Genomic DNA, 23,652 nt, shown 5'->3' on the forward strand with positions numbered 1-23,652 from the left:
GCGGCGGCGTCACCGCCCCGACCTAGACTGGGAGGCCTGATGCCGCACCCACTGCTGTCCGCCTTCACGGCGCTCCCCGACGTCCGTCACGTGACCGAGCAGGTGGGCCGGGCCCGCCTCGTCGACGTGTCCGCGAGCGACGGCACCCGCCCGTTCCTCGTCTCCGCCCTCGCCGCGCGCGCCGACGCCGTCCACGGCGGCCCCGGCGCCGCCCCCGTCGTCGTCGTCACGGCCACGACGCGCGAGGCCGAGGACCTCGCCTCGGCGCTCGGCTCGTTCCTGCCGGCCGACCGCGTGGCCGTCTTCCCCTCGTGGGAGACCCTCCCGCACGAGCGGCTCTCCCCGCGCAGCGACACCGTCGGGCGACGCCTCGCCGTACTGCGCCGGATCACCCACCTCGACCCCGACGACGCCGTCTACGGCCCGCTGTCGGTCGTCGTCGCGCCGGTCCGGGCCGTCCTGCAGCCGATCACCCGCGGCCTCGGCGAGCTCGAGCCGGTCGCCCTGCGGGGCGGCGACGAGCGCCCGCTCGAGGACGTCGTCGACGCCCTCGCCGCCGCGGCCTACACCCGCACCGACCTCGTCGAGCGGCGCGGCGAGTTCGCCGTGCGCGGCGGCATCCTCGACGTCTTCCCGCCCACCGAGGAGCACCCGGTCCGCGTCGAGTTCTGGGGCGACACCGTCGAGGAGGTGCGCTGGTTCAAGGTCGCCGACCAGCGCTCGCTCGAGGTCGCCGAGCACGGCCTCTGGGCCCCGCCCTGCCGCGAGCTGCTGCTGACCGACGCCGTCCGCGGGCGCGCCCGGGCCCTGGCCGACCAGCTGCCCGGCGTCGCCGACATGCTCGCCAAGCTCGCCGAGGGCATCGCCGTCGAGGGCATGGAGTCCCTCGCCCCGGCCCTCGTCGACGGCATGGAGTCGGTGCTCGACGTCCTGCCGCAGGCCTCGACCGTCCTGCTCGCCGACCCCGAGCGCATCCGCCGCCGCGCCCACGACCTCGTCGCCACGAGCGAGGAGTTCCTCGAGGCCAGCTGGGCCAACGCCGCCGCCGGCAACGACGTACCGGTCGACCTCCAGTCGCTGCTCGGCAGCGCGTCGTACTGGACGCTCGCGCAGGTGCGGGCGCACGCCATCGCCCACGACCGCCCGTGGTGGACCCTCACCCCGTTCGCCGCCGACGACGAGCTCGTCATCGAGGACGACGACGTCGACGAGCGCCTCGCCGTGCGCACCACCGACGCCGAGGCCTTCCGCGGCGACACCGAGCGCGCCGTCGCGCACCTGCGCGAGCGGGCCCGCGAGGGCTGGGTCGTCGCCGTCGTCACCGAGGGCCCGGGCCTGGCCAAGCGCGTCGGGGAGGTGCTGCGCGAGCACGAGGTGCCGGTGCGCTCCCTCGACGCCGGGGCCCAGGACCCGCTCGAGGCCGGCTTCGTCACCGTCACGTGCATGCCGCTCGGGCGCGGGTTCGTCCACGAGGGCGCCCGCCTCGAGGTGGTCACCGAGACCGACCTCACCGGGCAGGCCGGGTCGACCTCGACCAAGGACATGCGCCGGATGCCGTCGCGCCGCCGCAACCAGGTCGACCCGCTCCAGCTGCGACCCGGCGACCACGTCGTCCACGAGCAGCACGGCGTCGGGCGCTTCGTCGAGATGATGCAGCGAACCGTCGCCGGGGCCACGCGCGAGTACCTCGTCATCGAGTACGCCGCGAGCAAGCGCGGCCAGCCCGGCGACCGCCTCTACGTGCCCACCGACCAGCTCGACCAGGTGACCAAGTACGTCGGCGGAGAGCAGCCCACCCTCAACAAGATGGGCGGCTCGGACTGGACCAAGACCAAGTCGCGGGCCAAGCGGTACGTCAAGCAGATCGCCGCCGACCTCATCCGCCTCTACAGCGCGCGCCAGGCCACCAAGGGCCACGCGTTCGGGCCCGACACCCCGTGGCAGCGCGAGCTCGAGGAGGCCTTCGCCTACGTCGAGACGCCCGACCAGCTCAGCAGCATCGACGAGGTCAAGGCCGACATGGAGAAGCAGGTCCCGATGGACCGGCTCATCTGCGGCGACGTCGGCTACGGCAAGACCGAGATCGCGGTCCGTGCGGCGTTCAAGGCGATCCAGGACGGCAAGCAGGCTGCCGTCCTCGTGCCGACGACCCTGCTGGTCAGCCAGCACTTCCAGACCTTCTCCGAGCGCTACTCCCAGTTCCCCGTCGTCGTGAAGGCCCTCTCGCGCTTCCAGACCGACAAGGAGGCGCGCGAGGTCCTCGACGGCCTCGCCGACGGCAGCATCGACCTCGTCATCGGCACGCACCGGCTGCTGTCCAAGGAGGTCCGGTTCAAGGACCTCGGGCTCGTCATCGTCGACGAGGAGCAGCGCTTCGGCGTCGAGCACAAGGAGCTGCTCAAGACGATGCGCACCGCCGTCGACGTCCTGTCGATGTCGGCCACCCCGATCCCGCGCACCCTCGAGATGGCCGTCACCGGCATCCGCGAGATGTCCACTCTCGCAACGCCGCCCGAGGAGCGCCACCCGGTGCTGACGTTCGTCGGTGCCTACGACGAGAAGCAGATCACCGCGGCCCTGCGCCGCGAGCTGCTCCGCGAGGGCCAGGTCTTCTTCGTCCACAACAAGGTCAGCACCATCGAGAAGGCTGCGAGCCGGCTGCGCGAGCTCGTTCCCGAGGCGCGGATCGCCACGGCGCACGGCCAGATGGGCGAGCACCGCCTCGAGCAGGTCGTCGAGGACTTCTGGCAGAAGCGCTTCGACGTCCTCGTCTGCACGACCATCGTCGAGACCGGCCTCGACATCAGCAACGCCAACACCCTCATCGTCGAGCGCGCCGACGTCTTCGGCCTGAGCCAGCTGCACCAGCTGCGCGGACGCGTCGGGCGTGGTCGCGAGCGGGCGTACGCCTACTTCCTCTACCCGCCCGAGAAGCCGCTCACCGAGACCGCCCACGACCGGCTGCGCACCATCGCCAGCCACACCGACCTCGGCGCCGGCATGCAGGTCGCGATGAAGGACCTCGAGATCCGCGGCGCCGGCAACCTCCTCGGCGGCGAGCAGTCCGGCCACATCGAGGGCGTCGGCTTCGACCTCTACGTGCGGCTCATCGGCGAGGCCGTCGCCGACTTCAAGGGCGAGACCACCGACGTCCCTGCCGAGATCAAGATCGAGCTGCCGGTCGACGCCCACCTGCCGCACGACTACGTGCCGGGGGAGCGGCTGCGCCTCGAGGCCTACCGCAAGCTCGCCACCGTCGAGACCTTCGAGGCCGTCGACGAGATCGAGGCCGAGCTGCGCGACCGCTACGGCGCCCCGCCCAAGCCGGTCGAGAACCTCCTCGAGGTGGCCCGGTTGCGTGTCGTGGCTCGCCAGGCCCGCATCGGCGACATCGGCGTCCAGGGCCGCACAGTGCGGTTCGGCCCGGTCACCGACCTGCGCGAGAGCCAGCAGCTGCGGCTCATGCGCCTCTACCCCGGCACCATCGTCAAGGAGGCTCTCGGCACGATCCTCGTGCCGGCCCCGATGACGGCCCGCGTCGGCGGCAAGCCGCTGCGTGACGTCGAGGTCCTGACGTGGGCGCGCCAGCTCGTCACGGCCGTGCTGCTCGACGACATCGCCGCCGGTCACGCGGTGGCGACCGCCGGTGCCGGTACGCGTGCGGGTGCCCCGTAAGATGTCTGACGCATCCGCCTGAGGAGGAACCAGTGAAGTCTCTGTCAGCACGGCCCACCACCACGGGTCGGCGTGTCGCCGCGGCACTCGTCGCAGGCGCGAGCGCCGTCTCGCTCCTCGGTGGGTGCGGCTTCGCGACGCGCCAGCAGGCCGCCGCCGTCGTCAACGGCCACGTCATCACCGAGGCCGACGTGCAGGCGTCGTACGAGCAGCTGCAGGCGGCCAAGCTCGACTTCAGCCAGGACGCCATCGTCATGGGCCTCGTCGCCGGCCCGCTGCTCGACGAGGCCATGCAGGCCTCGGGCGGCTGGAAGCCCGACGAGACCTACGCCGCGGTCCTCGCGACGATCCCGGACCCGACGCAGACGACGAAGGACTTCGTCGCCGCGGCCGCGCTGGTCAACTCCCAGACGATGACGCCCGCCGAGGTCACCGCCTACCGCAAGGCCCTCCAGAACGCCGACATCTCCCTCAACCCGAAGTTCGGGACGGTCAAGAAGGTCGACCAGGGACCGGTGTACTTCACCTTCGGCACCGCCGCCCCCGACTGGATCAAGCCGCAGTCCAACGCGGCCGCCTCGGGCACCACCCCGGCCCCGGCCGAGACGACCGCGCCCTGACCGGCCGCCTGGTCCTGCTCGTCTCGACGCCGCGCATCGCGCCGGGGCTGCTGACGCGTGAGGCCTGGGCCACGCTCGGGTCCGCCACGACCGTGTGGGGCATGCCCGACGAGCCGCAGGTCTCCGCGATCGTCGACGCCGGCATCGAGGTGGGCCTGCCCGCGCTCGACGCGGCGGGCGAGGCCGACGTCATCTCGGCTCCCGACCTCGCCCGTGCCCTCGTCGCGGCGGCCGGGGAGGGCGACGTCGTGTGGGTCGGGTCCGCCGACGGCGACCCGGGCCTGAGCGATGCCGTCGCCGTCGAGGTGAGCCGGCTGCCCGAGCCGCCCGACGTCGAGCTGCTCATCGCCTCCTTCGACGTGCCGGGCTCGCGCCTCCTCGACGTCGTGGCCGTCATGGACCGGCTCCGCTCGCCCGGGGGCTGCCCCTGGGACGCCGAGCAGACCCCGCAGACGCTCGTGCCGTACCTGCTCGAGGAGGCTCACGAGGCCATCGAGGCCATCGAGTCGGGCGACCCCGCCCACGTGCGCGAGGAGCTCGGCGACCTGCTGCTCCAGGTGGCCTTCCAGGCGCGCGTCGCCGAGGAGCACCCGAGCGAGCCGTTCGGCATCGACGACGTCGCCGGCGAGCTCGTCGACAAGTTGGTGCGCCGCCACCCGCACGTCTTCGCCGACGTCGAGGCCGACACCGCCGACGCCGTCGCGGCCAACTGGGACCAGATCAAGGCGGGGGAGAAGCAGCACCGCACGCACCCCGTCGAGGGCGTGCCGACCTCGCTGCCGGCGCTGGCCCGCGCCGAGAAGTACGTCGGCCGGCTCGAGAAGGCCGGCCGTGGCGACCTCGTCGACGCCGCCGTCGCGGGCGAGGACGTCGGCGCCCGCCTGCTCGCGCTCGTGCGCGAGGCCCGGGCCACCGGCACCGATGCCGAGGGCGCGCTGCGCGAGACGCTGCGGCGCCTCGCCGACGCGAGCGCCGACGGCGCCGACGCGTCCTGACCGACGCGTCCTGACCCGCAGGTGAGGACCGCGCGTCCGGGCTCGCCCGCCGGACGCGTCCCGACGCGCCCGACGGACGTCACGGGGCCACGCCACCGGATGTGATGGCGTGGCCCCGCCCCACCCCCCGGCGGCGGTCAGGGATGCGCCGCTGGAGAGTCCCGTCGGGCGCGGTCAGGACACGACCGGCGGGAGTCCTTCGTCGTCAGTAGGCGCCTCGCGAGCGGAGCACGGCCTGCACGGTCTTGGTCAGGATCGACAGGTCCTGGACGACGGACCAGTTGTCGACGTAGTAGAGGTCGAGACGCACGGTGTCGTCCCACGAGAGGTCGCTGCGGCCGGAGACCTGCCAGAGACCGGTGACGCCGGGGCGCACGTGGAGGCGGCGCTGGACGTCGGGGGCGTACCGGCGCACCTCGGCCGGCAGCGCTGGACGCGGACCGACGAGGCTCATGTCGCCGTTGACGACGTTGATGAGCTGGGGCAGCTCGTCGATCGAGTAGCGCCGCATGAACGCCCCGACCCGGGTGATCCGCGGGTCGTGCTGGGCCTTGAAGAGGACGCCGTCGGCGTTCTGGTTCAGGTGCGTGATGCCGGCGAGGCGGGCCTCGGCGTCGACGACCATGCTGCGGAACTTCAGGCACTCGAAGAGCTCGCCGTCGCGGCCGACGCGGGTCTGGCGGAAGAGCACCGGGCCGCCGTCCTGCAGCTTGGTGGCGATGGCGAAGACGAGCATGACCGGCGAGGCGAGCAACAGCAGCAGCGTCGCGCCGAGGAAGTCGAAGGCCCGCTTGGACCACCGCGCCGCCCCGAGGCTCTGCGGCGGTTCGACGTGCACGAGCGGCAGGCCGCCGACGGGTCGCATCGTCATGCGGCCCGAGGAGATGTCGCTGAGGCTCGGCACGACCGCCATCCCCACGTGGTGGCCCTCGAGGTCCCAGGCGATGCGACGGAAGTCGACGGCCGAGGGGAACGCCCCCTCGGTGAACACGATGAGGTCGGCCTTGGTCGCGAGCGCCGACTCGGCGGCGCGGGCCGTGTTGCCGACGACGGGCACCCCGCCCGGGGTCGACACGGTCGGGTGCGACGACGGCACGAGCGCGCCGACGATCTCGTAGCCCAGCCACGCCTCGCGCTCCAGGACGCGGGCGACGTCGTCGACGTGCGAGGCGGTGCCCGAGATGACGACGCGGGTCAGCAGGTGCCCGTGGGCGTGCGCCCGGTGCACCAGCCGGCGGGCGCTCCACCGCCAGACGAGCAGCATCGGCACGCCGATGACGAAGATGAGCACGAAGAACCCGCGCGAGAGGTTGAACTTCGTCAGGTAGCTCGCGATGCCGATCGCGCCGGCCGTCAGGCCGGCCGCGGAGCACACGCGGGCGTACTCGAGCGTGCCGACGCCGAGGGTGCTCGACGTGTAGGCCCCGACGAGCAGGTTCGCGACCATCCAGGCCGCGACGATCCACAGCCCCACCGACTGGGCGACGACGTTGACGTCGTTCGCCGCGTTGAACACGTCGAGACTCGTGCGACCGATGGCCGCCAGCGCCGTCGCGACGGTGATGAGGACGAGGTCACCTCCAGCGATCCCCAGCTGGAGGAGACGCTGTCCCCTCGACCGCTCGGTGAGAGGCTGCGTCGTCGGACGCGCACTCACATCGAGCAGGAAAACCCCCGTTTCACGCATGGGTTGACCCATGACTCCCCACCCCACCCCTGGCACCCGTGGGCGCCGTATTCAGCTGTCCTTCCACCCCCCCGGATGGCCTGCTGCGAGTATGCCGTGGATTGGTCAGGGATTGGTAAGGAAAAGGTAAAAAACTTTGTCCCGGTCCGAACCTGTTCGTCCCGTGGGCGGTTACGCACCGAAATGTCCGGTTCTTCTCGGATCTCCTTGTGCCACGGGCAAATCGGCGCCTATCGGTGGCGGCGCAACCGCGGCGCAAGGCAGCCGCAAGGACCCCGCAAGACCGGCGCAACGGCGGGGGGTGACCGCATGCCGGGTCGCTGCGACGGTCCGCCGGACGCACGGGCTACGCTCGGAGGCGACACGCGGCCGCCACCGGCCGCACCACCGTCCCGAGCACCACAGCACAGGAGAGTCAGTGGCCACCATTGAGGAGATCGGAGCCCGGGAGATCCTGGACTCGCGCGGCAACCCGACCGTGGAGGTCGAGATCCGTCTCGACGACGGCACGTTCGCCCGCGCAGCCGTCCCGTCGGGCGCCTCCACCGGCGCCTTCGAGGCGTCCGAGCGTCGTGACGGCGACAAGGGCCGCTACCTCGGCAAGGGTGTCGAGCAGGCCGTCGACGCCGTCATCGAGGAGATCAACCCGCGCCTCGTCGGCTTCGACGCGAGCGAGCAGCGCCTCATCGACGCCGAGATGCTCGCCCTCGACGGCTCCGCCAACAAGGAGACCCTCGGCGCCAACGCCATCCTCGGCGTCTCGCTCGCCGTCGCCCACGCCGCCGCCGAGTCGGCCGGCCTGCCGCTGTTCCGCTACGTCGGCGGCCCCAACGCGCACGTCCTGCCCGTGCCGATGATGAACATCCTCAACGGTGGGTCGCACGCCGACTCCAACGTCGACATCCAGGAGTTCATGATCGCCCCGATCGGCGCGCCGACCTTCCGTGAGGCCCTGCGCTGGGGCGCCGAGGTCTACCACGCGCTCAAGAAGGTCCTGCACGACCGTGGCCTGGCCACCGGCCTCGGCGACGAGGGCGGCTTCGCCCCGAACCTCGAGTCCAACCGGGCCGCGCTCGACCTCATCCTCGACGCCATCCGCGCGGCGGGCTACGAGCCGGGCCGCGACATCGCCCTCGCGCTCGACGTCGCGGCGTCCGAGTTCTTCCAGGACGGCAGCTACGCCTTCGAGGGTGCGAGCAAGTCGGCCGACGAGATGGTCGCCTACTACGCCGAGCTCGTCGAGGCCTACCCGCTCGTGTCCATCGAGGACCCGCTCAACGAGGACGACTGGGACGGCTGGAAGTCCATGACCGACCTGCTGGGCTCCAAGGTGCAGATCGTGGGCGACGACCTCTTCGTCACCAACCCCGAGCGCCTCGCCCGCGGCATCGGCTCGGGCACGGCCAACGCGCTGCTCGTCAAGGTCAACCAGATCGGCACCCTGACCGAGACGCTCGACGCCGTGACCCTCGCGCAGACCAACGGCTACCGCTGCATGATGAGCCACCGCTCCGGCGAGACCGAGGACGTCACGATCGCCGACCTCGCGGTCGCGACGAACTGCGGCCAGATCAAGACCGGCGCCCCGGCCCGCTCCGAGCGCGTCGCGAAGTACAACCAGCTGCTGCGCATCGAGGAGGAGCTCGACGACGCCGCGGTCTACGCCGGCGCGGGCGCGTTCCCGCGCTTCGACGCGGCCCGCTTCGGCAGCGAGGGCTGAGTCCCGTGGCCGACCGCACGCCGCCCCGTCCGGGTCGCTCGTCGTCGTCCTCGGCGTCGGGCCGCCCCGGTGGTGGCGGCGGGCGGCCGGCCTCCTCGCGGGCCTCGACCCCGCGCCCGTCCGGCTCGGCCTCCCGGCCGACGGGCGCCGGGGCACGGTCCGCAGGGGCCAGGGCCGGCTCGGCGGGCACCCGCCCCGGCACCTCGCGCGGCTCCGCCCGACCCAGCCGTCCCGGCCAGGGCAAGGAGCGCCCGGCGCTCGCGGCACGGGCCCGCACCACGGCTCCCGCCCCGCCGTCCGCGTCGACGGCCTGGGTGCGCGGCGCGATCCTGCTCGGCATCCTCGTCATGCTCGCCGTGACGATCGTGCCCACCCTGCGCTCGCTCATCCAGCAGCGCGGCGACACCGCGGCGATGCAGGAGCAGGTGCAGCAGCAGCGCCAGGACGTCCAGGACCTCCAGCGCCAGGTCGCGCTCTGGAAGGACCCCGCCTACATCGAGCTGCAGGCCCGCGAGCGGCTCAAGTTCGTGCGGGTCGGCGACCGCGCCTACACGGTCATCGACCCGGGCGGCACCGACACCGGTGCCGCCACCGCCGCCAAGCCGGTCGTCGCCGCGCCGATGGCCAACGACGCCTCGCCCTGGTACGGCAAGGTCTGGCAGTCGGTCCAGATCGCCGACCGACCCACCGCCGGGCTCGCTCGCGGCCGGTGAGGCCGGTGTGGGATCCTCGTGCGGCCAGCCGCACCCGACCGGAGCACCCGCACCCGTGAGCCAGACCCCGAGCCAGCCCGCCGACCCGGCCGACGCCGCCGCCCCCAGCGCCTCTGCCCCTGCCGGCGCACCCGACCCCGCCGACCTCGACGCCGTCGAGCGCCAGCTCGGCCGCCGGCCCCGTGGCGTCGCCGCCGTGGCGCACCGCTGTCCGTGCGGTGAGCCCGACGTCCTGCGCACCGAGCCGCGGCTGCGCGACGGCACGCCGTTCCCGACGACGTACTACGCCACCTGCCCGCGCCTCACCGGCGCGATCAGCACGCTCGAGAGCGGTGGCCTCATGAGGGACATGACGGCCCGCCTCGAGCAGGACGCCGACCTCTCTGCCGCCTACACCGCGGCCCACGAGCACTACCTGGCCCGGCGCGGCGAGCTCGGCCGGGTGCCCGAGATCGAGGGCATCTCCGCCGGCGGCATGCCGACGCGCGTCAAGTGCCTCCATGTCCTCATCGCCCACTCGCTCGCGGCCGGGCCCGGGGTCAACCCGCTCGGCGACGAGGCGCTCGAGGCGCTCGAGCCCTGGTGGACGCCGACCTCGTGCGCGGCCCAGCACGCCGCCGAGGACGCCGCCGCCGCCGAGGACGCCGCCGGCGCGGGCTCCGATGGCTGAGGGACGCGTCCGCGTCGGTGCCGTCGACTGCGGCACCAACTCGATCCGACTCCTCGTGGCCGACGTCGACCCGGCCACCGGCGCCCTCGAGGACGTCCTGCGCCGGATGGAGATCGTGCGCCTCGGCCACGGCGTCGACCGCACGGGCCTCATCGCCCCCGAGTCGATGGAGCGCACCCTGCGGGTCACCCGCGAGTACGCGGCGCAGTGCCACGAGCTCGGGGCCGAGCGCATCCGGTTCGTGGCCACGTCCGCCTCGCGCGACGCCCGCAACGCGGGTGAGTTCATCGAGGGCGTCCGCGACGCCTTCCGCGAGCACGTCGGCGTGGCCGTGTCGCCCGAGGTCGTCTCGGGCGACGCGGAGGCCGCGCTGTCCTTCGCCGGCGCCACGGGCGGCCTCGCGGCGCGCGGCATCGCCGGCCCCTACCTCGTCGTCGACCTCGGCGGCGGTTCCACCGAGCTCGTCCGCGGCACCGACCACGTCGAGGCCGCCCGGTCGGTCGACGTCGGCTGCGTGCGCATGACCGAGCGCCACCTCGCCGGCGACCCGCCGACCGCCGAGGAGGTCGCCGCCGCGACCCGTGACATCGACGCCGCGCTCGACCTCGCCGAGTCGACGGTGCCGCTCGAGGGCATCGGGGCCCTCGTCGGGCTGGCCGGCAGCGTCACGACGATCACGGCGCACCTGCTGCGCCTGCCGGCCTACGACGCGAGCCGGATCCACCTGTCCCGCAACCCGGTCCAGGACGTCCTCGCGGCCTGCGACGACCTCCTCGCCATGACCCGCGCCGCCCGGGCGGACCTGCCGTACCTGCACCCGGGCCGGGTCGACGTCATCGGCGCCGGGGCCCTGGTGTGGCGGCGCGTCGTCGAGCGGCTCGTCGACCGGTCGGGGGTCACCGACGTCGTCACCTCCGAGCACGACATCCTCGACGGCATCGCCCTCAGCGCGGCACGTCGGGACTGACCCCGGGGCGGACGCGTCAGGGCGCCACGGCGACGGCGACCGGCTCCTGCTCGAGCGCGCGCCGGCGGTGGGTGCGCAGGCGCGCGATCATCCACAGCGCGGCCGAGACGCCGAGCGCCCACGTGCCGTTGGACACCGTGGCGTCGACGACCCCGTAGGTGACGAAGAACAGCGTGACGACGACGATGCCGCGGACCCATCGCTCGGACAGGCGGGTCGCCGCGAGCACGACCCCGCCCCACAGCAGGTACCACGGGTGCAGGACCGGGCCGGAGATGCAGAGGATGAGCAGCACGCCGGCCGTCGCGAGCACGGGGTTGCGCACGACGAGGCGCCAGCCGACCCACGCCATCGCCACCAGGCCGACACCGAGCCCGATCGTCTGGGCGACCGGCACGGGCACCTCGACCCAGCCGGACGGCATGCCGCCGAGGCGCATGAACCACTCGACCGCGCTGCCGACGAACGTCGAGGGGGCGAGCAGCGAGCGGAGGGTCACCGGCACCGACAGGTTGGGCACCCAGCCGAAACCGAGGCCGCTGAAGGCCGTGATGGCCCAGAAGGTCGCGACGAAGACCGCGCCGAGCGAGAGGCCATGGCGCAGCAGCGCGAGCACCTTGTGCCGGACCCCCGGGGCGAGGTCGCCGGCCTGGACGGCCATCCCGACCACGCCGACGAGCGCGAGGACCGCGGTCTGCTTGTAGGCCGACGCGGCGGCGACGGTGGCGGCCGCGACGAGGAACTGGCCACGGCTGGCCAGCAGCAGCGCGAGCACGACGAGGGCGACCATGACGGCGTCGCCGTGGGCGCCGCCGACGAAGTGCATGATGACGAGCGGGTTGAGCACACCGAGCCACAGCGCGTGCCGGCCGCTCGAGCCGTACCGCTCGGCCAGCCGGGGCAGGGCGTAGGCGAGCAGCGCCACCGCGGCGAGCGTCGGGACGCGCATGAGCACGGCCGAGGCGTAGGCGTTCTCCGGCGCGACGGCCACGACGAGGTGCTGCACCTGGAGCGCGAGCGGCCCGTACGGCGCCGGCGTCTGGCTCCACATCGGGTCGACCTGGTCGGAGAACGGCCCGGGGATCGAGAACGGCGTCAGGACGTAGGGGTCCAGGCCCCGGGAGACGATCTCGCCCTGCGCGGCGTAGCTGTACGCGTCGCGGCTGAAGAGCGGCGGCGCGAGCAGGATCGGCAGGCTCCAGAGCAGCCACGCGAGCGAAGGGGGGCGGCGGCCGTGCACCGGTCGCATCCGCAGCCACGCGTCGACGAGCAGCGCCATGCCGACGGCCATGAGCACCGTGGTGATGACGCGTCCGACACCGCTGTCGAGCCACTGCAGGTGCAGCGTCGTGATGACGGGCGAGGCCCCGGCGGCGAAGGCGCCGCTCGGCAGGAAGGCCGGCGAGACCGAGCCGGCCGCGACGAACGCCATGCCGAGCATGCCGCGTCGGACCATCGGGTCGAGCCAGCTGCGCAGGAGGGCGTCGCGCAGGCGGTCGGCGAACTCGAGCAGCTGGGTGGCCCCGGGCCGTGCGACGGCCGCGCGGGCACCGTCGGTCCGGTGGGCACGGGAGGACGGGGCCTCCGAGCCCGCGACGCGCTGATCCAGCACTCGTCCTCCTGTGGAAGGTACGCCGCAGCCCCCGTGGCGCGGTGTGTGGGTCGCGCGGGGACATGGCGGACCGTTCCCCTGGGACCCGATGCCACCAGTGTAGGAGGACACCACCCCCGGGCGTCAGGAAGGACCGCCCCGGTGGACACAAAGCGTGACCGAACCGTGGCCGAGGCCCGGTAGGGGCTCGACGCGTGTCGGGACATGTGGCCCCGCGTCGGCCCGCCCTGACGCGGCCGGGTACCCCCGGAGGGACTCGAACCCTCACCGTTGGCGATTTTAAGTCGCCTGCCTCTGCCGATTGGGCCACGGGGGCGCACCGGCTGCGCCGGCGGCCCTCAGTATGCCGCCGCGTCACGAATGCGTTGCAGGGCACGCCGCCACCATCCGGGGAACCCGTGGGGTGGTCCCGGACGCTTAGTCTGGTGACAGTCGCCACCGACCGGTGGCACCAGTGCCCAAGGAGCACACTCACATGGCAGGTGGAAACCCGGTCTTCGACCGGCTCAACAAGCAGATCGAGAAGGAGCGATACGCCGGCTTCGGCACGCCGCAGGGGCAGCCCGCGCAGGGCCAGCAGGCCACGCAGGCGGCGACCACCGGCTACGCGTCCCAGGACGCCATGACCGCCCAGCAGCTCGACGAGCTCTACGCACGCCAGAGCGCCGGGTCCGTCGACACCGGTCGCGTCACCGTCGACGACGTCGTCATCAAGAGCCTGACGCTCTTCGTCATCACGGTCGGTGTCGCCGCCGTCTCGTGGTTCTGGACCGGCGCCAACACCGACATGACGCTGCCGTTCTGGCTCGGCGGCATGTTCGGCACGCTGATCCTCGGCTTCGCCATCGCCTTCATGAAGAAGGTGTCGGTGCCGCTGCTCATGGTCTACGCGGTGCTGCAGGGTGCCTTCCTCGGCGCCTTCAGCCAGTACATCGCCTCGATCCCGAAGTACGACGGCGTCGTGCAGATGGCCGTGCTGGCCACACTCTGCGTCTTCGTCGCGATGTACATCGGCTACGCCACGGGCTTCGTCAAGGTCAACGCCAAGACGCGTCGGATGTTCTTCTTCGCGATCGTCGGCTACGGCATCTTCTCGCTGCTGCAGGTCGTGCTGCTCATGACCGGCGTCATCGACGGCTGGGGCTTCGGCGGCAGCGGCGGCCTCGGCCTGGTGCTGTCGGTCGTCGGGGTCGGCCTCGCGTCCTACTCGCTGGCCATCGACTTCGACTCGATCGACCACGCCGTCCAGGCCGGCGCCCCGAAGAAGTACTCGTGGCTGCTGGCCCACGGCCTCATCGTGACCCTCGTCTGGCTCTACATCGAGTTCGTCCGCCTCTTCGCGCGCCTGCGCGACTGACGCGGGTGGCACCTTCGCGCGTGGGTTCGCCGACCCCGCAGGAGGTGTCGGACGAGCTCCGGCGCGTGGCCGAGCGGTGGCAGCAGCTACCGCTCGGCCACGCGCTTTCGCGTCTGGGGCTGGTCCGTGACCTCGTCCAGGACCTCGCCGACCGCGTCGCGTCCTCGCGGGGGCGTCCGCCGGTGCCGGTGCCCGACCTCGGGCCGGCGGTCGTGCTGGACCAGCTGGCCGTCATGGTGTGGGACGCCTCGGCCGCCGGCGTCGGCGCCGACCTGCAGGAGCGTCTGGCCACCCTGCGCCGCGCCCTCTGAGCCCCGGCGCGCCGCCGGCCAGAGCACGTGGTCGTGACACGACGACGCGGGTGGGCCCCACAAGGGACGCACCCGCGTCGGTCGTGCTCGGCAGCGTCAGCTGAGGCGCTCGAAGATGACGGCCATGCCCTGGCCGCCGCCGACGCACATCGTCTCGAGGCCGAACTGCTCGTCGCGCTCGCGGAGGGCGTTGATGAGCGTGCCGGTGATGCGCGCGCCCGTGGCGCCGAACGGGTGGCCGATGGCGATGGCGCCACCGTTGACGTTGAGCTTGTCGTAGTCCATGCCGATCTGGTCGGCCGAGCCGATGACCTGGGCGGCGAAGGCCTCGTTGATCTCGTAGAGGTCGATGTCGCCGATCGACAGGCCTGCCCGCTTGAGGGCGAGGTTGGTGGCCTCGACCGGGCCCAGGCCCATGATCTCGGGGGACAGACCCGTGGCGGCCGTCGAGACGACGCGGGCCAGCGGCGTGAGGCCGAGCTCCTTGGCCTTGGTGTCGCTCATGATGACGAGCGCCGCGGCGCCGTCGTTGAGCGGGCAGCAGTTGCCGGCCGTGACGGTGCCCTCCTGGCGGAAGACCGGGTTGAGGCCCTGGACGGCCTCGAGGGTGACGCCGGCGCGGGGGCCGTCGTCCTTGGTGACGACCGTGCCGTCGGGCGCCGTGACGGGCGTGATCTCCCAGTCGAAGAAGCCGCGGCCGATGGCGGCCTCGGCGCGGTTCTGGCTCGTGACGCCCCACTCGTCCTGGCGCTCGCGGGAGATGCCGTAGGCCGTGGCGACGTTCTCGGCGGTCTGGCCCATCGAGATGTAGATGTCGGGCAGGTTGCCGTCGGCGCGCGGGTCGGTCCACGTCTCGTTGGTCTCGGCGATGCGCTTGGTGCGCTCCTGCGCCTCGGCGAAGAGGGGGTTCTGCGCGTCGGCCTTGGCGCCGCCCGCGCCGGCCCAGTCGGTGTACTGCGAGACGCACTCGACGCCGGCCGAGACGAAGATGTCGCCCTCGCCGGCCTTGATGGCGTGGAAGGCCATCCGGGTGGTCTGCGCGGAGGACGCGCAGAACCGGTTGATCGTCGCGGCCGGGGTGGCGTCGAGGCCGAGGAGGGTGGCCACGACCTTGGCCATGTTGGAGCCGTGCTTGCCGGACGGCTCGGCGCAGCCGAGGTAGAGGTCCTCGACGAGCGTTGTGTCGAGCCCGGGCACCTTGTCGAGCGCCGCCTGGATGACGGTGGCAGCGAGGTCGTCCGGACGCACCTCCCGGAGCGAGCCCTTGAAGGCCCGGCCGAACGGCGAACGGGCGGTCGAGACGATGACGGCTTCGGTCACGGGGGAACTCCTGGACTTCGTCGGCGGCCCCGGGCGACGGCGCACGGGTGGACTAAGCGCTTGCTCAGCCCCTCGATGGTAGGACGTCCGCGCGAGCGTGGACACCCTCGGCGCCATGACCTGCGTCTCCTCGGCGGCGTCCGTCCCGCGCCGCGTCCGGGTACGTCGGGGACGACGGAGGCGGCTAGGGTGTGCGGGTTCGCGGCCACAGCAGCCGCCGTGCGCCCGGCCACTGTCGGGCGACACCCGACCAGCCAGGGGGCCTCCCACCCATGAAGACCATGACGACCCGCGCCGTCGCGCTCGCCGGCGCCCTCGCGATCAGCCTCGGCGTCGCCGCGTGCTCGAAGTCGGACACGCCGACGACGGCGTCCACGGGCTCGACCGGCTCCACGACCTCCGCCCCGGCGACGTCCGACTCGGCGGCGCCCAAGCCGTCCGAGGTCCTCGAGAAGGCCAAGGCCAACGCGCTCGCCGCGACCTCGGCCGCCTTCGTCGGTGACGTCGAGCAGACCGGCAAGAAGATCTCCATCGACTTCAAGGGCACGAGCGACGGCAAGACGTCCGACATCACGATCGCGATGGAGGGCAGCGGCAAGGCGCGCCTCATCACGCTGCCCTCGGCGGTCTACATCCAGGCCGACGCGACGTTCTGGAAGAAGCAGGGCGCCCCGGCGTCGGTGCAGAAGGCCGGTGACAAGTTCATCAAGGCTCCGGCCTCGGCCTCGTCGATGACCGAGACGCTCAGCCTCAAGAGCTTCCTCGAGAAGGCCTTCGGCGCCGTGACGCCGAGCCAGCTGTCCTCCACGGTCGCCGAGGAGAACGTCAACGGCACGGACTGCTGGGTCCTCACCGACAAGAAGGGCAAGTCCGAGGGCGCGCTCTACGTCTCCAAGGACAAGCTCCAGGTCGTCCGCTTCACCGGCTCCACCAAGAGCCCGGGCCAGCTCGACTTCTCCAAGTGGGGCGAGGACCTCGGCATCAAGGCGCCCGCCGCCAACCAGATCATGAGCATCGGCTGACGCCGACACGACTGACGCTGCCGCCCGGCACCCCCGGTGCCGGCATCACGACCGAGGGGTCGCCTGCACCGCGGGTGGCCCCTCGTCGCGTTCCCGATCACGGTGGTCGTCGCGCTCGACGCGGCTGTAGTCGAGCAGGCCGGGCCCCGGGCCGTGCTCGCCCGCGCCCTCAGACGCGTCGGGGCCTCGGGACGCGTCGATCCCGGGGAACGAGCCGACCGGCGCGGCGGGACGGATCCGGTGCAGCAGCACCGCCCAGCGGCCCTGCCGGCCGCGAGCCTGGCCGGCCACCTCGGCCGGGGCGACCTCGGTGCCGGGCTGCGCGACGGCCCGGGTGGCGGCGACCGCGACCGGTCCGACGCCCTCGCCGCGGCGCACGTTGGGCTCGGGCGGGGCGCTGCGCTCACCGAACAGGTCGAGGGCCGCGCTCACGGTGGGCAGCAGGGCGGCCGCGACGCGGGCGTAGCCGGCCGGGCTGGGGTGGAAGCGGTCTTCGCTGAACATGATCTTGGGGTCGGCGCTGAAGGCCTCGCTCAGCATGTCGCCGACCGACACGGCCCGGCCGCCGGCCTCGACCACCGCGACGGTCTGCGCCGCGGCGAGGTCGCGCGACCAACGGCGCGCCAGCAGGCGCAGCGGTTGCGGGACCGGCTCGATGGCACCGAGGTCGGGGCACGTGCCGACGACGACCTCCGAGCCGGCCTCGCGCAGGCTGCGGACCGCCATCTCGAGGTGGCGCACCGCGACGGACGTGTCGATGCGGTGGGTGACGTCGTTGGCCCCGATGAGCACGAGGGCGACGTCGGGGGTCGGGACCTCCTCGAGCGCGCGTTCGACCTGCGCGTCGAGGTCGGGCGACTCCGCCCCGACGACGGCGACGTTCGTCAGGCGCACGGGCCGGCCGCTGAACGCGGCGACGCCGGTGGCGATGATCGCCCCGATGGTCTGGTGCGGGTGCGCGGCGCCCATCCCGGCGCCGGTGGAGTCGCCGAGGACGACGAGCCGGATCGGCTCGCCGGGGCCGAAGCCGTAGCGTCCGTCGTCCTCCGGCGCACCCTCGAAGGGCTGCCCGACGAGGCGCCGGGCCATGGCCGCCTCGGCCTTGATGACGCCGTAGCCGAGGAGGCTGAGCAGCCCGAGCCCGGCGACGCCGACACCGCCGCCGTAGGCGGCCTGCTGGGCGATCCGTCGCGCGCGTCGTGCACGTCCCATCGGCCACCCCCTCCGTCGGTCCTGCGTCTCACCGGTGCTCGTTCGTCCCCTGACGTGCTCGCCGGGTTCTTCACGGTAACGCGCAGCGCCGACGCGTCGTGCCCGGTTCGCGGGAGCCCGGCGGGCCGTCGCGGCGGCCCTCACCCTGTCCGTACCCGAGGGATCGGCGGGGTCCACCGCGCGGGCGTCCGTCTCGCGGGCTGGGACGGCGCACCTAGGATGGGCGCGTGAAGTACGCAGAGAACGTGGCCGACCTCGTCGGCAACACCCCCCTGGTCAAGCTGGGCTCCGTCACCGCCGACGCGGGGGTGAGGTGCACGGTCCTGGCGAAGGTCGAGTACTTCAACCCGGGTGGGTCGGTCAAGGACCGCATCGCGCTGCGCATGGTCGAGGCCGCCGAGCGCGACGGCCTCCTGAAGCCGGGCGGCACCATCGTCGAGCCGACGAGCGGCAACACCGGCGTCGGCCTCGCGCTCGTGGCGCAGCGCCGCGGCTACAAGTGCGTCTTCGTCTGCCCCGACAAGGTGAGCCAGGACAAGCGCGACGTGCTCAAGGCCTACGGCGCCGAGGTCGTCGTCTGCCCCACCGCCGTCGAGCCGGAGCACCCCGACTCCTACTACTCGGTGAGCGACCGCCTCGTCCGCGAGATCGACGGCGCGTGGAAGCCGAACCAGTACTACAACCCCGAGGGCCCCAACAGCCACTACCTGACCACCGGTCCGGAGATCTGGCGCGACACCGACGGCCGCGTCACGCACTTCGTCGCGGGCGCCGGCACGGGCGGCACGATCAGCGGCACCGGCAAGTACCTCAAGGAGGTCAGCGACGGCGCGGTCCGCATCATCGCGGCCGACCCCGAGGGCTCGGTCTACTCCGGCGGCACCGGCCGGCCCTACCTCGTCGAAGGCGTCGGCGAGGACTTCTGGCCGGGGGCCTACGACCCGTCGGTCGTCGACGAGGTCATCGCCGTCACCGACGCCGAGTCGTTCGAGATGACGCGTCGCCTCGCCCGCGAGGAGGGCCTGCTCGTCGGCGGGTCGTGCGGCATGGCGGTCGTCGCCGCGCTGCGGGCCGCCAAGGACCTGCCCGAGGACGCCGTGGTCGTCGTGCTGCTGCCCGACTCCGGCCGCGGCTACATGAGCAAGATCTTCAACGACGAGTGGATGCACTCCTACGGGTTCCTCACCGAGGACCACACCGAGCAGACCGTCGGCGACGTCCTGCACACGAAGTCGGGTGACATGCCGGCACTCGTGCACACGCACCCGAACGAGACGATCCGCGACGCCGTCGCGATCCTGCAGGAGTACGGCGTCTCGCAGATGCCGGTCGTCAAGGCCGAGCCGCCCGTCATGTCGGGCGAGGTCGCCGGCTCGGTCAGCGAGCGGGCCCTGCTCGACGCGCTCTTCACCGGTCGCGCGCACCTGGCCGACGCCGTCGAGAAGCACATCGAGCCCGGGCTGCCGCTCATCGGCGCCGGCTCGCCCGTGTCGGCGGCCCGCAAGGAGCTCGAGACCGCGGACGCGGTGCTCGTCGTCGACGACGGCAAGCCGGTCGGCGTCCTCACTCGCGCGGACCTGCTGGCGTTCCTCGCCGACTGACCCCCCTCGCGCCGAGCCGATCCCACGGCAAACGCGTCGGGCCCCCTTCTGCTGGAAGGGGGCCCGACGCGTCTGGGTCGAATGGTGCTGTGGCTCAGGCCTGCTGCTTGGCCTCTGCCTTCTTGGCCTTCTTGAACTCACGCACCTTGACGCGCGACGCGTCGTCGACGACGTCGGCGATGGACCGGTGGCCCGGCTGCCCGTAGTCGCCGGTGGCCTCCTGCCACCCCTCGGGCGTCACCCCGAACTGCTTGGCGAGCAGTGCCGCGAAGATCCGCGCCTTCTGGTCGCCGAAGCCGGGCAGGCTGCCGATGCGGCGCACCAGCTCGCGGCCCGAGTCGACACCGGCCCACACGTTCGCTGCGTCGCCGCCCCAGTCGTCGACGAGGGCCTGGCACAGCTGCTGGGTGCGCGTGGCCATCGAGCCCGGGAAGCGATGCAGCGCCGGCGGCGTCCGGAAGTGCTCGAGGAGCGTCTCGGGCGGCAGCGCCGCGATCGCGGCGGCGTCGAGGCGGCCACCGGCCGGCACGCCCATCCGCTCGGCGAGCACGCTCGGGGAGGTGAACGCCTTCTCCATCGGGATCTGCTGGTCCAGCTGCATGCCGAGCAGCAGGGCGAGGGGGTCGTGGGCGAGCAGCGCGTTGGCCGCGTCGGTGGAGCCGAGGTGCAGTGCCTGGGGTGCCTGGGGTGCCATGCGCCCCATCGTGCCGCACGCCGCACGCTCCCAGCCTCATGGTGCAGGATGAGCGGCCATGAGGCTGTTCCGGCGCTCGCGCGACGAGGAGGCCCCCGCCGACCCGGTCGCGGCGTTCTGGTCCTGGTGGCAGGAGTCGGGCGCCGACCTCACCGCGTCCGCGCTCGCCGACCGTGAGCCGGTCCGCGTCGCCGACGAGCTGAGTCGGCGCGTCGCCGCGATCGCCGACGGCCTGACGTGGGAGCTGGCGGCCGGGCGGCGTAGCGCCCACCTGCTCGTCGTGTCGCCGGAGGGCGACCCCGACCTGCGCGCCACCGCGCGCCGCTGGCTGCGGTCCGCCCCGACGGCGACGGCGACGTGGGGCTACGCCGACACGCGCCAGCCGGTCCAGGACGTCGACGCCGTCGAGCTCGAGACCGAGGGGGCGACCGTCGCCTTCCGCGACATCGTCGTCAGCGCCCGCCGCGAGGGTCTGCGGCTGTCCGTGGCCGTGCACCACCCCTCGTTCGCGCACCTCGACGACGCCGCACGCGCGACCATCGCCTACCTCGCCCTCGACTCGGCCATCGGCGAGTCCGACGTCGAGTGCTGGATCGGCGAGGTGGCCCGGCCGCAGGTCGCGCCGATGGACGCGTTCCCCCTGCGGTGGGTGCGCAACCTCGTGGCCGACCTCAAGGCCGAGCACACCTCGGCGGACGGCGAGCCGCAGCAGGTGGTGTTCCAGGGCCAGGGCGCCGACGGACCGATCCTCGCCGTGGCCCAGGTGCCGCTCGCCGCGGCCACCGCGCCCGAGCTCGACACGCACGTCGGCGTCTTCCTGGAGTACCTCGCCACCGAGGACGGGCTGCCGACGCCGGGCGCGCTCGAGGAGCTGCGCCACTTCGAGGACGCGCTCGCCCTCGACCTCGCCGGGCGTGGCCGGGTCGTCGCCCACCAGTCGAGCGCCGGCACCCGGGTGCTGCACGTGTTCGTCGACGGCACGAGCGACGCTGCGGACCGGGTGCGCGCGGCCTCCCGGCGCTGGACGCAGGGCAGCGCCGGCGTCACCGAGACGCACGACCCGTCCTGGTCGATGGTCGCCCACCTGCGCGGCTGAGCGGCCTCAGGCGTCCGGGTCGGCGGGCACCCACAGGTCCGCGCCGGGCGTGACGCGTCCGGCCCCCGAGGTCAGCGCAGCGACGGTGCCGCCGAACGCGTCGAGAGACTCGGGGTCGACGGCGACGTGCAGCCGGACGCCCTCGGCGAGGTAGTCGACGCCCGTCACGGTGGCGTCGGGGAGGGCCCGGAGGGCGTTGTCGACGCGTGGGCCGTCGGCGTGGCCGACCTCGACAGTCGTCGCGGTGCGCCGCGACATCGTCACGACGCGTGCCTCCGAGACGGCGGCACCGACCGCGTCCCCGTAGGCGCGGATCAGGCCACCGGTGCCGAGGAGGGTGCCGCCGAACCAGCGGGTCACCACCGCCACGACGTCGGTGAGCCCGGCCCCGCGCAGGACCTCGAGCATCGGGGCGCCCGCCGTGCCGGAGGGCTCGCCGTCGTCGTTGCTGCGGACGGTCGACGCGTCGGGGCCGAGCAAGAAGGCGGTGCAGTGGTGCCCGGCGTCGCGGCTCGCGGCCCGGACGCGCTCGACGACGGCCCGCGCGTCCTCCTCGCTCGGCACCGGCTCGACGTCGCAGACGAACCGTGAGCGGCGCACCTCGATCTCGGCGCGGGCGGCACCGGCGAGGGTGCGGTAGGAGCGGGGCTGCATGGGCCTTCGGGAGGTCGGGGAGCGGACGGTGCAGGACGTGCCGAGTATGCCGTGGTGAGTGGGGAGTGCTCCCCGTTGCCTCGCGGGGTGCCGTCCTGTGAGGATGGCCTCGCGTTCGTCAGGGGTGAAGGGGAGAACTGTGTACAGCAAGGGTGCGGACGTCGATGCCCTGCGCGACTCGGCCGGCCGGATGGCCGCTTACGGGCGCGACGTCGACCAGGTGCTGGCCCGGAGCCGGCACGCCGTCGCGGTGGTGCGCCGCGCGTGGGCCGGGCCCGACCTCGGGCACGTGCTCGAGCGGTGGCGCCGGGTCGAGGCCGACCTGACGCGGATCAGCGGCCGTTTCGGCGACCTGTCGCGGCGCCTCGAGCACAACGCAGACGCCCAGCAGCGGTCGAGCGCCGGGCACGGCGGCCCGTCCTTCGGCGGCCACGGACCGGGCGGGTCGGGCGGGTCGGGCGGGCACCACGGAACGGATGCCGGTGGGCACGGGGGCGGCTCCGGCAGCTCAGGTGACTCCGGCGGCTCCGGCGGCCGCGGCGGTGGCGCGTCGGGGGAGGCGACCTTCGTCGCGGGACCCGTCCACGGCTCGAACCACCCCGGCGGGCACGGTGGCGGGCACGGCTCGTTCGTCGCCGAGGCAGGCTGGCACGACGTCCTCGGCCCGTGGCTGCCGCACGTCTGGGGCCCGGACGACGGGCGGCCGCTCGTCGGTGCGGCGCAGTGGCAGGCACCCCACCCGGGACCCGGGATGGGCTGGGGCCAGCTCGTCGGGTCCGGGTGGCACGAGGCGGGCACGGGGCACGGCCCCGGCTGGCAGTCGTTCGCCCCGGCCGGGTGGGCACCGCTCACGCCGGCGTCCGTGCCGGCGCTCGCCGCGCACCAGCTCGGGCTGCCGATCCGCTGACCGACGCGGTCGGCCGGCTCAGTCGGTGGCGGCCTCGTAGCGCTCGAGGACCATGTCGACGAGGTCGCCGGCAGGAGGTTCGTCGTCCAGCAGCAGCGGTGGTGTGACGACGTCGGCGCCCGAGCGCGCGGCCAGGTCGGCGAAGAAGCCCGGCGCGAGCAGGTACGTCGCCACGACGACGCGTCGGCCCGGGACCCGTTGTGCCGCAACGGCGTCCGTGAGTCGCGGCTCGGCCGCGGACAGGTAGCCCACGGTCACGTCGTGGCCGATGGTCGCGGCGAGCTGCGCCGCGACCGTCTCGCAGTCGCGGACCGCGGAGGGCTCCGACGAGCCGGCTGCTCCGAGCACCACCACGTCGTCGTCGCGGAGGCCGGCCGCGTCGAGGCGTCGGGCGAGCAGCGCGGCGAGGCGCAGGTCGGGGCCAAGGGCAGGGGCCACCCGGGCACCCGGCACGGCCGCCGCGGCCTCGGTGAGGTCGACGAAGACGTGGTAGCCGGCCGACAGCAGCAGCGGCACGAGGTGCGCGCGCCGTCCGGCGGGCAGCGTCCCGAGGACGGCCGGCGGGTCGGGCTGCTGGACGTCGACGAACGCCGCGCGGACCTCGAGGTCGGGGCGCCGCGCGGCCACGGCGTCGACGAGGGCGGCCACCGCCGCCTGCCCGACCGGCGAGGCGGTCCCGTGCGACGCGGCGACGAGGACCGGCGACTGGGCGGCGGGCGTCGTCATGCCGCCACCCTGCCACGGCCGAGCGGCCCCGAGGCGCGCACGTCGGCGGGCGAGACGGGTGAGGCGTGTCTTACCGCGGCGTCGCACGGGTGA

At 73.5% G+C, this 23,652-nt stretch carries 20 protein-coding genes and 1 tRNA gene; 13 read left to right on the top strand and 8 right to left on the bottom strand.

All coding sequences use genetic code 11. From position 1 onward, the window contains the following. Positions 1-39: 39 nt before the first annotated feature. The 3 genes from mfd to BIV28_RS04280 all read left to right on the top strand — a co-directional run bounded on the left by mfd (position 40) and on the right by BIV28_RS04280 (position 5,290). The gene (mfd, locus tag BIV28_RS04270) at positions 40-3,675 is read left to right on the top strand and encodes a transcription-repair coupling factor (RefSeq protein ID WP_076259607.1); all 3,636 of its coding nucleotides are present in this window, start codon (positions 40-42) and stop codon (positions 3,673-3,675) included. 32 nt (positions 3,676-3,707) lie between these two features. Then, on the top strand, positions 3,708-4,295 hold the full coding sequence (locus tag BIV28_RS04275) for a hypothetical protein (protein ID WP_207555776.1): 588 nt from the start codon (positions 3,708-3,710) through the stop codon (positions 4,293-4,295). Between the two features lie 101 nt (positions 4,296-4,396). After that, a complete protein-coding gene (locus tag BIV28_RS04280) occupies positions 4,397-5,290 on the top strand; it encodes a nucleoside triphosphate pyrophosphohydrolase (RefSeq protein WP_242652760.1) in 894 nt (297 codons plus the stop codon). Between the two features lie 205 nt (positions 5,291-5,495). Here BIV28_RS04280 and BIV28_RS04285 read toward each other — a convergent pair whose 3' ends face one another. Next, positions 5,496-6,947: a sugar transferase gene (locus tag BIV28_RS04285; RefSeq protein WP_242652761.1), complete on the bottom strand. Its 1,452-nt coding sequence runs from the start codon at positions 6,945-6,947 to the stop codon at positions 5,496-5,498. 448 nt (positions 6,948-7,395) lie between these two features. Between BIV28_RS04285 and eno the strand changes: the two genes are divergently transcribed. The 4 genes from eno to BIV28_RS04305 are packed head-to-tail and all read left to right on the top strand — an operon-like array spanning position 7,396 to position 11,047. Beyond that, the gene (gene eno / locus BIV28_RS04290; protein WP_076259609.1) at positions 7,396-8,697 is read left to right on the top strand and encodes a phosphopyruvate hydratase; all 1,302 of its coding nucleotides are present in this window, start codon (positions 7,396-7,398) and stop codon (positions 8,695-8,697) included. A gap of 5 nt (positions 8,698-8,702) precedes the next feature. Continuing rightward, positions 8,703-9,410, top strand: coding sequence for an FtsB family cell division protein (locus BIV28_RS04295; RefSeq protein ID WP_076259611.1), 708 nt, complete (start codon positions 8,703-8,705; stop codon positions 9,408-9,410). Between the two features lie 55 nt (positions 9,411-9,465). Further along, positions 9,466-10,080, top strand: coding sequence for a DUF501 domain-containing protein (locus BIV28_RS04300; protein ID WP_076259613.1), 615 nt, complete (start codon positions 9,466-9,468; stop codon positions 10,078-10,080). Further along, complete coding sequence (locus BIV28_RS04305; protein WP_076259615.1) at positions 10,073-11,047, top strand: Ppx/GppA phosphatase family protein; 975 nt, start codon at positions 10,073-10,075, stop codon at positions 11,045-11,047. The genes BIV28_RS04300 and BIV28_RS04305 overlap by 8 nt, the downstream gene beginning before the upstream one ends. A 16-nt stretch (positions 11,048-11,063) precedes the next feature. Here the strand turns inward: BIV28_RS04305 and mptB are convergent, their stop codons facing one another. Both mptB and BIV28_RS04315 read right to left on the bottom strand, forming a co-directional pair. Then, positions 11,064-12,659, bottom strand: coding sequence for a polyprenol phosphomannose-dependent alpha 1,6 mannosyltransferase MptB (gene mptB, locus BIV28_RS04310; protein WP_242652762.1), 1,596 nt, complete (start codon positions 12,657-12,659; stop codon positions 11,064-11,066). A 241-nt stretch (positions 12,660-12,900) separates the two neighbouring features. Then, positions 12,901-12,975, bottom strand: a tRNA-Leu gene (locus BIV28_RS04315). A gap of 159 nt (positions 12,976-13,134) precedes the next feature. On the opposite strand from BIV28_RS04315, the gene BIV28_RS04320 reads away from it, so the two are divergent. Next, positions 13,135-14,016 carry a Bax inhibitor-1/YccA family protein gene (locus tag BIV28_RS04320; protein WP_076259617.1) on the top strand — a complete coding sequence of 294 codons (882 nt, stop codon included), beginning with the start codon at positions 13,135-13,137 and terminating at the stop codon, positions 14,014-14,016. Between the two features lie 20 nt (positions 14,017-14,036). Further along, a complete protein-coding gene (locus tag BIV28_RS04325; protein ID WP_076259619.1) occupies positions 14,037-14,327 on the top strand; it encodes a hypothetical protein in 291 nt (96 codons plus the stop codon). Positions 14,328-14,423: 96 nt separating this feature from the next. Here BIV28_RS04325 and BIV28_RS04330 read toward each other — a convergent pair whose 3' ends face one another. Next, the gene (locus tag BIV28_RS04330; protein WP_076259621.1) at positions 14,424-15,647 is read right to left on the bottom strand and encodes an acetyl-CoA C-acetyltransferase; all 1,224 of its coding nucleotides are present in this window, start codon (positions 15,645-15,647) and stop codon (positions 14,424-14,426) included. 272 nt (positions 15,648-15,919) lie between these two features. Between BIV28_RS04330 and BIV28_RS04335 the strand changes: the two genes are divergently transcribed. Beyond that, positions 15,920-16,669: a hypothetical protein gene (locus BIV28_RS04335; protein ID WP_076259623.1), complete on the top strand. Its 750-nt coding sequence runs from the start codon at positions 15,920-15,922 to the stop codon at positions 16,667-16,669. A 45-nt stretch (positions 16,670-16,714) separates the two neighbouring features. Here the strand turns inward: BIV28_RS04335 and BIV28_RS04340 are convergent, their stop codons facing one another. Then, positions 16,715-17,881 (bottom strand): SGNH/GDSL hydrolase family protein, encoded by a 1,167-nt coding sequence (locus tag BIV28_RS04340; RefSeq protein ID WP_083707028.1) that lies wholly within the window; start codon positions 17,879-17,881, stop codon positions 16,715-16,717. Positions 17,882-18,108: 227 nt separating this feature from the next. Between BIV28_RS04340 and BIV28_RS04345 the strand changes: the two genes are divergently transcribed. Next, a complete protein-coding gene (locus BIV28_RS04345; protein WP_076259625.1) occupies positions 18,109-19,482 on the top strand; it encodes a cystathionine beta-synthase in 1,374 nt (457 codons plus the stop codon). A 94-nt stretch (positions 19,483-19,576) separates the two neighbouring features. On the opposite strand, the gene BIV28_RS04350 is transcribed toward BIV28_RS04345, so the two are convergent. Then, a complete protein-coding gene (locus tag BIV28_RS04350) occupies positions 19,577-20,176 on the bottom strand; it encodes an HhH-GPD-type base excision DNA repair protein (protein WP_076259627.1) in 600 nt (199 codons plus the stop codon). Between the two features lie 58 nt (positions 20,177-20,234). Here BIV28_RS04350 and BIV28_RS04355 point away from each other — a divergent pair, with 58 nt between their 5' ends. Continuing rightward, entirely contained in the window at positions 20,235-21,272 is a 1,038-nt protein-coding gene (locus tag BIV28_RS04355) for a DUF695 domain-containing protein (RefSeq protein WP_076259629.1), read from the top strand. Between the two features lie 6 nt (positions 21,273-21,278). Here BIV28_RS04355 and BIV28_RS04360 read toward each other — a convergent pair whose 3' ends face one another. After that, positions 21,279-21,926, bottom strand: a complete 648-nt coding sequence (locus BIV28_RS04360; RefSeq protein WP_076259631.1) for an IMPACT family protein — start codon at positions 21,924-21,926, stop codon at positions 21,279-21,281. Positions 21,927-22,065: 139 nt separating this feature from the next. Between BIV28_RS04360 and BIV28_RS04365 the strand changes: the two genes are divergently transcribed. Next, positions 22,066-22,833 carry a WXG100 family type VII secretion target gene (locus BIV28_RS04365; protein ID WP_076259632.1) on the top strand — a complete coding sequence of 256 codons (768 nt, stop codon included), beginning with the start codon at positions 22,066-22,068 and terminating at the stop codon, positions 22,831-22,833. A gap of 18 nt (positions 22,834-22,851) precedes the next feature. Here the strand turns inward: BIV28_RS04365 and BIV28_RS04370 are convergent, their stop codons facing one another. After that, positions 22,852-23,559: a sirohydrochlorin chelatase gene (locus BIV28_RS04370; RefSeq protein ID WP_076259634.1), complete on the bottom strand. Its 708-nt coding sequence runs from the start codon at positions 23,557-23,559 to the stop codon at positions 22,852-22,854. Positions 23,560-23,652: the final 93 nt, after the last annotated feature.

This window comes from Intrasporangium flavum, from assembly GCF_001956915.1.
GTDB classification, from domain to species: Bacteria; Actinomycetota; Actinomycetes; order Actinomycetales; family Dermatophilaceae; genus Monashia; species Monashia flava.

Excerpts from the sequence above, each read along its gene's own strand:
- mfd (WP_076259607.1), top strand. The coding sequence starts at position 40 with ATGCCGCACCCACTGCTGTCCGCCTTCACGGCGCTCCCCGACGTCCGT.
- BIV28_RS04280 (WP_242652760.1), top strand. The coding sequence starts at position 4,397 with ATGCCCGACGAGCCGCAGGTCTCCGCGATCGTCGACGCCGGCATCGAG.
- BIV28_RS04305 (WP_076259615.1), top strand. The coding sequence starts at position 10,073 with ATGGCTGAGGGACGCGTCCGCGTCGGTGCCGTCGACTGCGGCACCAAC.
- BIV28_RS04320 (WP_076259617.1), top strand. The coding sequence starts at position 13,135 with ATGGCAGGTGGAAACCCGGTCTTCGACCGGCTCAACAAGCAGATCGAG.
- BIV28_RS04335 (WP_076259623.1), top strand. The coding sequence starts at position 15,920 with ATGAAGACCATGACGACCCGCGCCGTCGCGCTCGCCGGCGCCCTCGCG.
- BIV28_RS04340 (WP_083707028.1), bottom strand. The coding sequence starts at position 17,881 with ATGGGACGTGCACGACGCGCGCGACGGATCGCCCAGCAGGCCGCCTAC.
- BIV28_RS04350 (WP_076259627.1), bottom strand. The coding sequence starts at position 20,176 with ATGGCACCCCAGGCACCCCAGGCACTGCACCTCGGCTCCACCGACGCG.
- BIV28_RS04355 (WP_076259629.1), top strand. The coding sequence starts at position 20,235 with ATGAGGCTGTTCCGGCGCTCGCGCGACGAGGAGGCCCCCGCCGACCCG.
- BIV28_RS04360 (WP_076259631.1), bottom strand. The coding sequence starts at position 21,926 with ATGCAGCCCCGCTCCTACCGCACCCTCGCCGGTGCCGCCCGCGCCGAG.
- BIV28_RS04370 (WP_076259634.1), bottom strand. The coding sequence starts at position 23,559 with ATGACGACGCCCGCCGCCCAGTCGCCGGTCCTCGTCGCCGCGTCGCAC.